Source organism: Shewanella sp. 492 (genome assembly GCF_059338445.1).
Genome location: NZ_CM181702.1, coordinates 1,606,885 through 1,619,588, shown reverse-complemented (window position 1 = coordinate 1,619,588; position 12,704 = coordinate 1,606,885). Strand labels below are relative to the sequence as shown.

Annotated in this window: 8 protein-coding genes; 3 read left to right on the top strand and 5 right to left on the bottom strand. The window is 46.3% G+C overall.

Annotated elements, in window-relative coordinates; all coding sequences use genetic code 11:
* Positions 1–50 precede the first annotated feature (50 nt).
* The 3 genes from AC5YBX_RS07350 (at position 51) to AC5YBX_RS07340 (ending at position 5,013) form a co-directional block, all read left to right on the top strand.
* Positions 51–1,421 carry a sigma-54 dependent transcriptional regulator gene (locus tag AC5YBX_RS07350; protein WP_494524671.1) on the top strand — a complete coding sequence of 457 codons (1,371 nt, stop codon included), beginning with the start codon at positions 51–53 and terminating at the stop codon, positions 1,419–1,421.
* 44 nt (positions 1,422–1,465) lie between these two features.
* Positions 1,466–2,251, top strand: coding sequence for a DsbA family protein (locus AC5YBX_RS07345; protein WP_494519384.1), 786 nt, complete (start codon positions 1,466–1,468; stop codon positions 2,249–2,251).
* A 476-nt stretch (positions 2,252–2,727) separates the two neighbouring features.
* A complete protein-coding gene (locus AC5YBX_RS07340; protein WP_494524670.1) occupies positions 2,728–5,013 on the top strand; it encodes a hypothetical protein in 2,286 nt (761 codons plus the stop codon).
* A 72-nt stretch (positions 5,014–5,085) separates the two neighbouring features.
* Here the strand turns inward: AC5YBX_RS07340 and AC5YBX_RS07335 are convergent, their stop codons facing one another.
* The 5 genes from AC5YBX_RS07335 to msbA form a co-directional block, all read right to left on the bottom strand.
* Positions 5,086–8,160, bottom strand: coding sequence for an NEW3 domain-containing protein (locus AC5YBX_RS07335; protein ID WP_494524669.1), 3,075 nt, complete (start codon positions 8,158–8,160; stop codon positions 5,086–5,088).
* A 621-nt stretch (positions 8,161–8,781) separates the two neighbouring features.
* Positions 8,782–9,498, bottom strand: a complete 717-nt coding sequence (locus AC5YBX_RS07330) for a serine/threonine protein phosphatase (RefSeq protein ID WP_494524668.1) — start codon at positions 9,496–9,498, stop codon at positions 8,782–8,784.
* A 154-nt stretch (positions 9,499–9,652) separates the two neighbouring features.
* Entirely contained in the window at positions 9,653–9,832 is a 180-nt protein-coding gene (locus AC5YBX_RS07325) for a Trm112 family protein (RefSeq protein ID WP_494519388.1), read from the bottom strand.
* Positions 9,822–10,859 carry a tetraacyldisaccharide 4'-kinase gene (gene lpxK, locus AC5YBX_RS07320; RefSeq protein WP_494519389.1) on the bottom strand — a complete coding sequence of 346 codons (1,038 nt, stop codon included), beginning with the start codon at positions 10,857–10,859 and terminating at the stop codon, positions 9,822–9,824. Before lpxK ends, AC5YBX_RS07325 begins: the two co-directional genes overlap by 11 nt.
* 4 nt (positions 10,860–10,863) lie before the next feature.
* Positions 10,864–12,678 (bottom strand): lipid A export permease/ATP-binding protein MsbA, encoded by a 1,815-nt coding sequence (msbA, locus tag AC5YBX_RS07315; RefSeq protein WP_494519390.1) that lies wholly within the window; start codon positions 12,676–12,678, stop codon positions 10,864–10,866.
* Positions 12,679–12,704: the final 26 nt, after the last annotated feature.

Sequence of the window (12,704 nt, the reverse complement as noted above, 5' to 3'; positions counted from 1 at the left end):
AAAGTTACCTATCACTTTGCATCATAACTCAATTCCATATAGGAATTATTGTGACTCAAATAAGCGCAAATGACACCGAAGGCAATCGCACACTTTTAGTGTTAAACCTTACGGATAATGACAGCTTTTGTAATAAATCACTTAACGATAATCATTGGCATATTATTCATGCCAAGACCTTTGAACATGCCTATAAATTGCTTCAAGAACACCTCTGTTATGTCGCGATTGCGATCATTTCAACACCTTCTCTCGACAAAACCCTGCATGTGATTGAACTGCTGCAGAGCCATTACAACCAGCTGTTATGGATAGCCCTTTGTACCGATGATAAATGCATTAAAGATCAGTTCACATTTTGTTTAACTGATTTTTTTATCGACTATCATCATCTGCCCATCGATAGTGAACGCCTACAACATACTTTAGGCCATACCTATGGCGTCGCCTTAGTCAATGCACAACATCAACAACGCTGTGCCCAAGATCAACCATTAGACTTGTTATTGGGTCATTCGACAGTCATTAATCAGCTAAGGACACAGATAGTTAAAGTGGCCGCCGCAGATGAGCCCATATTATTAAGCGGTGAAACTGGCACAGGTAAAGGCCTATGCGCTAATTTAATTCATAATTTATCGCGGCGACATCTCGGTCCGTTCGTCATCATTAATTGTGGCGCCTTGCCAGCAAGCTTGATCCACTCAGAACTCTTTGGGCACGAAAAAGGGGCATTTACGGGTGCCGACAAGCAATATATTGGCCGGATTGAACGTGCCAATACCGGTACGCTATTTTTAGATGAAATAGGTGATTTATCATTAGATTTACAAATTAATTTATTACATTTTTTAGAAGATCACTATATTGAACGCCTTGGCGGCAACAAGAGAGTCGACATCGATTGCCGTATTATTTTTGCCAGCCATATCAATTTAGAAGCAGCCGTTGAGGAAGGTCGTTTCAGAGAAGATTTATACTATCGTATCAATATTCTCCACCTTGAAGTCCCTAGCCTGAGAACCCACAAAGACGATATTGAGCTATTAACCAGCGCCTATTTAGCCAAGTTCAGCCCCCCCAGAACTCACTACCGTTTGACGAAAAAGGCACTGCATGTCATGGCACAGTATGAGTGGCCTGGTAATGTGAGAGAGTTAAAGAACCGGATTCACCGTGCTGTAATTATGGCTAATAGTGAACGGCTGAGCGAAGCCGATTTAGGCATAAAATTAAGTAAACAGACCAATATAAACCAAGATGTTATCGATCTGGCTCAACATCGTACCGACATAGATACCGAGTTACTACTCGATGCCATTAAACGCAATAACCACAACATTTCGGCAGCTGCGCGTGAACTCAACATCTCTCGCACCACTTTTTACCGACTTATCAAAAAGTGTAAAATTAAGCTGTAATGCTCAACTGAAGGCTCCAACAAACTGAAAAATGAGGGCTTACCATGTTCAAATCGTCATTGAAAATTCTTATATTAATGCTGAGCAGTCTATTCATTGTCGCCTGTCAACCAGAAAGCCCACCTGAACACGATGAACTCACCATGCTAAAACAAGAGTTAGGCCAGTTAAAACAAGATATTCGTATCATGGCCAGTCAGGTAAACGATATTCACCGTGTCGCCATGGCATCGACCGAACCTCAGTATAAAACGTTAGCGACACAAGATAATATCGATGCCAATGGCCAACTGCCAACCCTCGGTGCTGATGAGGCAACCTTGGCCATTATTGAGTTTTCAGATTATCAATGTCCTTACTGTAAGCGCTATATCGATCAAACCTTTTCTCAACTAAAAACCCAATATATCGACACAGGAAAACTAAAATATATTACCCGAGACTTTCCTTTAAATTTTCATCCTAAAGCGAAAGGAGCCGCGATTGCGGCCAACTGCAGTCTACAGCAAGACGCTTATTGGCCAATGCGCGCCCTGCTGTTTAATAACATAAGAACGCTGGGTGACAAGCTATATCAAGACAGTGCCAATGCATTATCACTCAACATTAAGCAATTTAATGAGTGTTTAACAGAGCTGACGCCGTTAACTAAAATCGAGCAAGATGTCGCTTACGGCTCATCGCTCGGCATTCGTGGTACGCCCAGTTTTTTAGTCGGTAAAATAGAAAATAATCGTATTCTTAATCCGAAACTGGTGGTCGGAGCTCAGAGCTATCAAACCTTTAACGCTATTTTAGAAGCCTTGCAGACACCAGATCCAGCTCAGTAAAAAAACAGTTGCCTTGTGGTGGGCCGACAAGGCATGCTTTTTCGTCCATAGTTCCCCCTGTGACTAACCCATGGCCCAGGATTGTCACCATCATTGTTAACCAAACTGAACACCTGAACAAACCAAGTTAAATAGAAAAAACCGATATAACAATCACCTACCTCAGCTCATCGCCACCAGCGTCCCAACCTAACACTCACTTGTTACACTTATGCAACACCCCCACCTCCTCCGAAAAAAAACAAAACAAAACCCTTTTATTATCAGTAAGATAGATATTGGCCTGATGCTTGCTCTACTTAAGGCACAGGTTTAGACCATCTCTGACTTAAGTCAGTCTACTATGCACACAATTTAACAATAGTCAGGCAGTAGTAGGCATTAAGTATCAACACGATAGTCTCTAGCCCAGCCATAAAACAGCATGAATAAACACATACGTTTTATCCATATTCACTGATATGAAGGTAAATATTATGAAACGATTTAAAGGTAACCAACTTATCAAGACGCTCGGGATAGGTTTGGTCAGCAGCGCCATTTTATATGGCGCAACCAGCACCGCTGCCTATGCGTCATTTTTTCCACAGCAAACAGATCAGGCCTGTATGGCCGAACAAGCGGGATTTGACCTCAACTGTACCGCTAACGACGTTAGGGTTAGTAAAGTGGATAACATCACTAACATTGATAATCCTGGCGAAGCTGTACAGTGTGTGCTCGGTGAAGAAGTCACCTTTCTTGCCGATGTGACGATTACCACCACAGCCAATGAAAGGTATGACTATTCCGTTTATCTTCCTGAAGGTAACTGGAGCGCGCAAGACAGTAATCCTAATAACGAGTGCTCTATCTTACTGGGCCGTACCGACGGTCCCGGCGTTGACCTTGAGGAAGGGTTAGATAGCTGCGCCGATATCAGTAAGGCACGAGGTTTCTCACCCACTCACTTATATGAACAGGAGGAGATCACCCTATTTTGTCGTGATGACGATAACTCAGGCAAAGCCGAGTTTAATTACTGTGCCGCTTGGCATAATAAAACGGGCGCCGATTGTAGTGAAAACGATCCTGCAGCGCCGGGCACCCCGTCTAAATGTCGCTGTGATGCATTCGATATTGATGTCTTTATTCGCCCCAATCCACCCCAAGTGGTGAAAACCTTGGTCGGCACCAATACCCATACCGAACCTGGCGGGGTATACACCTTTACGGTTAATTTCACTAACCCAAATGCACAAACATCGCTTTTTATCACATCACTTAGCGATGAAATCGATATAGCTGCCGATGGCAATTATGACACCTCTATCGATTTATGGGGTGCACTAGACCCAGTCGGTGCTGCTGATGGTATCTACCTCACCAGCAGCAACTGTACACAACCTGCCGATATCGGTAATGGACTTGGTGAGATCTTACCCAGTGCGTCATACAGCTGTCAGTTTAGTGTACACATTGTTGATTCTGATCTACCCGACGACCAAACACCTGAGCTGTATGATGATTTGATTAAGTTAGCCTTAATCGATAGAAATGGCGATCCTGTTATCGATGGTAACAGCTGCGCGGCCGTCAGTGGTATCGATGGCGAACACTGTAGTGACACGCGGCAGGTTAACGTAACTAACTTACCCCCCAGCATCACGGTCTTGAAAACAGCGAGCCCAGATCAAGTACCAGAGTCGGGCGGCAATGTCACTTATACCGTGGATGTCACTAATACCTCTGATGCATGGGATTCACCTGTATTGCTTAGCTCACTCATGGATAATAAATTTGGTAATTTAGATGGCCAAGGTGACTGTGCTATTAACGGCTATATCGCACAAGGCGGCACCTATAGTTGTAGCTTTAGTCAATTTATCAGTGGCAGCCAAGCGGGCTCACACACCAATATTGTGACCGCTAAAGCTCTCGATAATGAAAATGCTCAAGCCAATAATGCGGATTCAGCAACCGTGGTCATTAATGATGTGCCTTCGACGATCGATCTCCAGAAAACCGCAGATCCTATCGAAGTACTCGAAACGGGTGACGATCCGAGTGTCTCACGTTCGGTTGACTACACTTTCCTATTCAGTGTGGATGCGGCCGGTGTCGATACCGTGACCTTTAGCAGTTTAACCGATGACATGTTTGGTAATATTACCGCTGAATGTATGGTTGATACCGTCGATGGTGCGCCTATTACTCCTACGCCACTCAATGGCTTTATGCTCGACCCTAACCATAATGCAAGTTGTACCATTGCGAAATCGCTCACCGGTAATGCAACCGATGTGCATGTCAATGTGGCAACAATTAATGGTGTCGATGACGATGGTCAACCCGTATCAGATTTCGACGATGCGACAGTGACCTTCTTACCAAGCCAACCAGCTACCGATATGAAGTTCGCTGCCAGTCTACTCGTGGTATTAGAGCTACATAATGCGGGCATTGAAAATGTGAACCTAACATTGATGACAGTTGGTGGAGCTAACGTATTTACAGAAGATGATACGGCCAGCTTCATGTTAATCAATGACGGCGGAATGCATGACAGCATAAGCTACCCAGCTTGTAATGAGGGGCAAGAGCTGACTTATAATGGTTCGCCCAATGATACCTATAGCTGTGCCTTTACAATCGAGTTAAAACCTGGATTAGAAAATACCGATCCGATTGCTTTCCTCGATGACGTTATCGTCAGTGTTGCTGATGATGAAGGTAATGTATCAACCAATGATGTGGCTATCGAAGTGAACACTATCGAATAACCCTTGCGTTACCTTCCAAAAACTGAAGTAGCCGAGGCCTTGCCTCGTGCTACTTCATCTATCAGGGCATCTCTACTTATTGCCTTGTCCCTTATTCCCACCATTACCGCCATTACCACCCGAACTACTTAACGAAAGTATCACTCTGGCCGTTGCCGTGGTTTTACCATCACTAATGGTATAGCTAAAGCTATCGCTACTCTTAAAACTCTTTGCCGGTACATAGCGTACTTGGCCAGCGGATGTCATTTCAACCCTCCCCTTAGCCCCTTGGGTGACCGATACTAATACCAGCTCATTTTCTGCATCACTATCATTGGCCAACACATCGATAAGTACCGGACTTTTGGATGTCATGCTGACATTATCATCGACCGCTATTGGCGCCGTATTAACCACGGTCTTTACCGTATACAGGGCGCTATCGCTGGCAAAGTAGCGACTATCTTGGCTGTGAGTCGCGGTCAGTAACACCTCATAAGCACCGGGTTCTGCATTAAGATCTGAACTCACGACAATATTCGTTTGACTCGTTTGTCCTGGAGCTAAAAGCAATGAGTTTTGACTACTGTGCCACCCTAGCGGCAATTGTGCAGACAGCTCAAAGGTACTGCTATCACAAGCTTCGCTATCTTTATTGGTCACGCTAATGCCATAGCTTAACTGTGCACCTGCAACTACCTCAGTGTCATTAACACTGTTGAGCATCAGTATAGGGGCTGCACGCTCACATACCGCCACTGGCGAGGCTACCGTATAGGTCGCGGTGTCTGTGACACGATAAAGCGGCTCACTTACATGCTGGGCGCTAATGTCAAAATCATAAATACCGGCACTCGCCTCAGGCAGTGATGTGACATCGATACTGACATCGCGCTGCTCACCGGGTGACAAACTGATCCTCTGATGATTGGCGGTCCACCCCGTTGGGACATTGGCCGCTATCTCGTAATCACTCACGCTACACGCATCACTATCGCGATTGATAAGCGTGCCACGATACGTAACTGGAGTGCCGGCGGCTAGTGGTTCATTGCTATCGAGCGTCAACATAAAGCTTGGCGCGGCTGATACACAGGCCAATACTGGAGCTTCAACCACATAACTGACTGTTGATACCTGCTGATATTGGTTATTGGCGACATTCGTTGCGCTAATAGCAATATCATAAAATCCTTCACTGGCAGAGGTCGAAGAAGTCACGCTGACAGAGGTTGTAGCGCTTTCACCTGGCGCGAGATGCAGGTTTTGATCTTGTGATAACCAACCGCTGGGGGCATCAATGGTGATCGCAAAGCTAGCATCGGTACAGCCGGCGCTATCATTATTGGTAACACTCACCCGATAATCGACCTTACTGCCCGCCTCAACCCATGGGCTTTCATTAGGGGCGATGCTGAGGCTCGGAGCCGCTTGAATACAACTTTCGCCAGCGTAACTCACGTTAACTGATACACCACTTTCGTCGGCCCACTCCGTGGTGATCGTCACTCCAGCGGCAGCATCGGTATAACTTTGCCCCGCGATTAAGGCGGCATCATCGAGATCCCGTAATCCACTCTTAGGTGTCATATCCAGCAACAAGCTACTTTCAATATCTTCATCGCTTTGATTTAAATGCAGTAGCACACCTTGAGTCACGGCTTTGCCAGCAAGGAAACTATCAAAGCCTATACCTTGGCGATATTCTAAGTAATACCATAAGGGGTCGCCGGTTTGCGCATCGCTGCCACGGCGGACTTTAAGTCCTTTCGCTTGACCGTCGAGGGGGCTTTCATAAGGAGCTAACAGATAATTACCATCACTTTCTGCGCTGATAAGCTCGCCTTGCTCTGGCGTTAACCAGCCTAAACGTTCTTTATTAAATAGGTTAAAGTGTCCCTCAGATTTGCCCATGATATCCAGCGTGTCACCATAGGTGATGGCAATGCACGCATCGCTCAGATAACCATCGCCACAACTGAGCTCCTTAGCATGCTTTAAGCCCAAATTATGCCCTAGCTCATGCCCGATGGTGAGCAGATTCAATTCACCATTAATCCAAGCTCGCGACGGATTTCCGCCAAGCGTGCCTTGGCCACGCCAGCCACAACTGCTGTTTTGAGGCAGCAGATAGACCAAACGTTGATATTGGTTCAAATCAATACCAGCATCTATGGCCAATTGTTGCGCATAACGGTCCATACCAAAATAGTCACAATTGGTGTCTATTGGTAAAGTGAAATATCCTCTGACATCGCCACTAAGCCAAGTCTGACCATAAGAGGCTTCTTGGTAAAAGTCATTGACCCGGCCAAAAACCATCTGCTCAACCTCTTCTTGCGTCCAAGGTTGCAGGCTGGGGTTATCTTGAAAATTCAACATCAACACCAGCACTTTCTGCTCGCCAAGCGTATTGGCTAAAGTGCTGGTTTCAGCCATAAGCCGCTCGGTATTGCTCACCTTACTGCTTGCCGCTAACACCACAAGGTTCGCTTGATCATCATCCAAGACTAGGGTATCGAGCGTCTCTTGTTCGGGCGTGCTACTGAACAACCAACCATTAACGTTAACTTGCATACCCGATTGCAACTGTGCGACATCCTTGCTCTCTGGTAGCAGCAAACGAATGCGACCGCTCGGTGTAATGAGCTGATAATGGATTCGATGTAAGCTGGCATCGTCATAATCTTCATAAGTGATAAACAGCTGTCCTTTGAACTGCCGTTTTTGGGCTAACATATTCAGAATGTCGTCTGGTATTCCGGCACGCTTATTCATGGGAACGATACTACGCACCGCAGCAGCAGGATCTCGGTCAAGCAATGCCTGCTGTGCAAGTTGGCGCTGCTCGGCAAGCACCTTAATAGATTTAACTAAGCTTACCCGCTCTGACTGAGCCTGATCTGCTTGTTGGCTTCGATGATATTGAGCCATCAAATGAGATAATTTAAGGGTTTGTTGTTCTACTTGCCACCGATACGGTGAATGTTGGGAACTGTGTATGGCATGAGCCGGAGCATCACTATCATGATCACCAGGTTGTGCTAGAGCCATATTGGCGACCAGTTGAAACGTAACGATGAGCAGAGACAGGATAAATACTGGCGTTCGGCGAAGTGACACGCTGTTGAGCGCACTCTTCATGGTCATAACAGTGGTTTTCAATTAAGTACCCTCTAAAAAACAACACAAAACCAAGCCTTCACCTAAAATAAGGCGAACCTGATTAACTTAAACGGTGAGATATCGCTAGCTAACACCATCATAGGGACAACCCTAGAGATTTACTGGTGTTGAGAGCAAAACAGCGGGCATACTAACAAAGGAGTTGGCGATATTTCAATCAATGTAGAGGTGTTTTTTTAAACGATAACGTCCACTTTTGATGAATTCGTATCGTAATCAAGGCGAAAGCAACAAAATTAAATAGTGGTTAGCATTGAGCCCGCATTAAGATAGGCAATTCAACAATAAACAAAATCGAAACATACCACAAAGCTACATAACAACTAACCATCAAGGCGCAACATTCAAACGCGATTTTTAAGCGCAACGAATATTGAGCTAATTAATTGTTCTAGTATCGCCCTAGTGATACGCAATAAAGAAGCGACTATATTTGACGAAAATTGATACGCCATATCATAGGGCACTTTCGTCAACAAATACCCTAGGTCTTTAAGGAGAACCAAGATACATGCATCGGCTTGTCTGGCAATGTCATCTAAGATGTTGAGCCAAAACGGGCTATATCATGCCAAGGTGAATAAGAGGAGTAATGTTATCTTAATGGCTACGAAAAGCCTTGAGCACCCAATACATAGGCTTAAGATCTTTGCCACCTTTGTAGCGAAATGGCCATAACAATTGCCCTAGCCATTGCCAAGGCGACAGACGTTGCTGCGCATAACGCCAGCACGTTTCGCCGCCACATTGACGGTAATGAGCTAATGCAGGGTTAATCAGCTGATGCTCGGCGCCTAAATAACGATACAGACTATGGATATACACCAGTAGATCACGTACCTGCTGACGCGCCATATTTTTGCCTTGCTGATTGGCTTCAAAATCGATAAAGGTGATATGACCTTCTTGCCAGCAGATATCACGCAGGGCTGGGCGCCCATGGGCAAAACCGGCTTGATGCAATTGGGCTAAGCCTTTAGCACTGTCCTTTAAAATCTGTAATTTTTGTTGTGGATCATCACTATCGGCCAACAGACCGTTGACAGGCATACCGGCATCGGCGACCACTAGGTAATCATCGCCAAAACTCACCAATTCTGGCACAGGTGCGCCTTTCGCGGCTAAGCTTCGCAGTGTGCTAATTTCAAGTTGCAACGATTGTAGCGGCTGGGACTTTAACCATCGCATGGCGCCAGTTAAGTGCTCGGCTTGCTTCAACCAGTAGGTTTGACCTTCAAAGTCAAAACTGACCACCCGCTTACCCTTATTGTCGGCTAACACTTTATCGATAACAGCTTGTATAGCAGGTTTAGTCACACGTTGAACTCCGGTTAGGCTGAGGGGGGATTATGGGCAGTCGATGAGATAAAATCAATTTATCGCCGTTTAGCTGCTGTAACTATAGGCAATGTGGGCAAAATAACAGATGAGTAGTAAAGCAAGCGCGCCTATATAAGCGCGCTCAGGCAGATTAAGCCTCGTCGGTCCACGGCTCAGCTTTATTGGCTAATAATACCGGGATCCCATCATCGATTGCATAAGCAAGACGATCAGCTTTACAGATAAGCTGCTGTTTAGCTTTATCATATTCAAGTTTGCCTTTACAAATTGGGCAGGCAACTATCTCTAAAAGTTTCTTATCAAACGCCATTTGAATTTCCTTGTTGTACTGATTTACGCTGTTGTAACTGAGCTATCAACTGCTGTTCAAACTGTGGGGCTATCTTGGCATCTACCGGTAGATACCACCAGTTTTGCTTTGCAAATTCGCGACATTTAACCGCATCTTTCTCTGTCATCAAGACCTGTGCGCCACAGGCAATGGCATCGATATCGGCTAAGGTCAACGGGTGGTGATCATCAAATGCATGTTGCTTTTGCGTCGTGATCCCCAGCTGGTTTAAGGTATTAAAAAACCGCTGAGGGTTACCAATGCCAGCTATAGCGACCGCCTGTGGTTCAGCACTAAATGCCGCTGTCGATAGGCTGTCGTCCTGTGGGGGCTTAACCGGTTGCCACTGAGCGGCATGCAGTTGCATTAACCATTCACCCTCTTGGCACTCATCACCATTCACTAAAGTAAAGTCAACCGCTTGCTGACGCCAGCGCCCTTCTCGCAGCGGGCCTGCAGGTAACAGATAACCATTACCGAAACGGCGCTCGCCATCGAGGATCAGCAGTTCAATGTCTCGGGCTAGCGCATAGTGCTGCAGGCCATCATCGGAGATGATGATATCAACATCATGTGCTTGCAGCAGAGCATGACAGGCATCAACTCGCTTGGCTCCAATGACCATAGGCACTTGGGTTCGCGCCACTATCATCGCGGGTTCATCACCAACTTCTCGGGCAGGCATACCCGGTAATACCGACTTCACGCCGCTAAAAGCCACGCCATAACCACGACTCACCACGCCAGGGCGGTAGCCATGGCGACGTAACAGCTCAATTAAATAGATAACGGTGGGCGTTTTGCCACTGCCGCCAACGGTGATATTGCCCACCACGATAACCGGCACTGGCATCTGAGTCGCTGACTTTATGCCGACTCGAAACAAAAGCCGCCGAGTGGCCGTCACCAAATAAAACAACCCACAAAGTGGCAGCAAGGCTAAGGCTAGCAGTCGATAACCCACACTTGCCTTAGCGTACCAGAGACGATTAACAAAACCTTGCATCGACTTAGCTACTAAATTGCATTTGGTACAAGTTGTAATAGATGCCTTGTTTTTCCAGCAGCTCTGCATGTGAGCCGCGCTCGACCACGCGGCCTTGGTCTATGACTAAGATTTGGTCGGCATTCTCAATCGTCGATAATCGATGGGCAATCACAATCGAGGTGCGGTTTTGCCTTAGATTATCTAAGCCGCCCTGAATCGCTTTTTCCGATTCGGTATCTAACGCCGAGGTCGCTTCATCTAAGATCAATAACGGCGCATCACGTAATATGGCTCGGGCAATGGCGATACGTTGACGTTGGCCACCCGATAACATCACCCCATTTTCACCCACTTGGGTGTAAATACCCTCAGGCATATCGGCGATAAACTCATACGCATTGGCCAGCTTAGCCGCTTCGATGATTTTCTCTTCGGTCACTTCACCCGGATAGGCATAGGCGATATTGGCTGCAATGGTGTCGTTGATCAAGGTCACTTGCTGTGACACAACCGCCACTTGGTTGCGCAGTGACGCCAATTTGTAGTCTCGTAAGCTAATATCATCCAGAGTGATATCGCCCGACTCTAAATCAGAATAGAAACGGGTGATCAAACTGGCAATAGTGGATTTACCCGATCCCGAACGGCCAACCAAGGCCAAGGTTTCACCCGGATTAACACTAAAGTCCACTTGATTAAGCGCCAAATTTTCTTGGTTATTATAACGAAAACAGACGTTATCAAAGCGCAAACGGCCTTCCACGCGGTCGGTTTCATAGGTACCGGTGTCGACTTCTGCTGGCGTATCTAAAATTTCAAAAATGGTGCTACACGCGGCAATACCACGCTGAAACTCTGCATTCACGCGGGTTAAGCTCTTAATCGGTTGTAGCATCGCCATCATGGCGGCCAATATGGTGGCAAACGTACCCGCGGTAAGGTCGGCCTTCATGCTGTCAAGGCTTGACGCATAAAGCACAAATGCCAATGCAAATGAACCTATCACCATCACCAAAGGTTGGCTAATCGCTTGCGCTAAGGCCAGCTTCATGGTGCGTGAGCGGTTTTCGTTATTGACTTGAGCAAAACGTGCTGACTCGGTTTTTTGTCCACCGAAGACCAGTACGTTTTTATGGCCTTTGATCATCTGCTCGGTCACAGAGGTCACGCCGCCCATGGCCGTTTGGATCTGTTTAGACACCTTACGGAACTTGCGGCTGACAACGGTGATCACTATGCCAATCAGCGGACCAACAACCAAAATACACAGGGATAACTTCCATGAGTTATAAAACATCACTCCAAGCATACCGATAACGGTAATACCGTCACGTACTATGGTGATCAGCGCACTACCTGAGGCTCTGGCGATCTGCTCGGTATCATAGGTGACCCTAGAGATCAGATTGCCACTGCTTTCAGAATCGATATAGCTCACTGGCAGCTTAAGGTAATGTTCAAACACTTGCTGGCGCATATCCATGATCATGCGCGCACTGATGTAAGAGATACCATAAGTGGATAAGAAGTTCGCCAAGCCCCGCAGGGTAAATAAGCCAACCACCACAAAGGGGGCAATTTTTAGCACATCATTATCGGAGTTGAAACCGCCACTTAAGCCCATATCGACACCGTTGACTATGCTCGGTGTGCTTGGCACATTGCTGGCAAAACCCTGATCAATAAACGGGGTGATCGAATAGATAAACGTTGCGTCTACAAGGCCGTATAACACTAGGCCAACGATAGACAAAAATAGCACCCCTTTAAGGGGCACAAGATAAGTCAGCAACCTGAAAAAAACAGTGCTCACTTCACTTTTAGAAGAGTTTGTCATTCACGATTCTATATGTTGGTGCAAAG

What these genes read in the sequence shown, in the direction of transcription:
- AC5YBX_RS07345 (WP_494519384.1), top strand. Translation starts at nt 1,466, where the DNA reads ATGTTCAAATCGTCATTGAAAATTCTTATATTAATGCTGAGCAGTCTA.
- AC5YBX_RS07340 (WP_494524670.1), top strand. Translation starts at nt 2,728, where the DNA reads ATGAAACGATTTAAAGGTAACCAACTTATCAAGACGCTCGGGATAGGT.
- AC5YBX_RS07325 (WP_494519388.1), bottom strand. Translation starts at nt 9,832, where the DNA reads ATGGCGTTTGATAAGAAACTTTTAGAGATAGTTGCCTGCCCAATTTGT.
- lpxK (WP_494519389.1), bottom strand. Translation starts at nt 10,859, where the DNA reads ATGCAAGGTTTTGTTAATCGTCTCTGGTACGCTAAGGCAAGTGTGGGT.
- msbA (WP_494519390.1), bottom strand. Translation starts at nt 12,678, where the DNA reads ATGACAAACTCTTCTAAAAGTGAAGTGAGCACTGTTTTTTTCAGGTTG.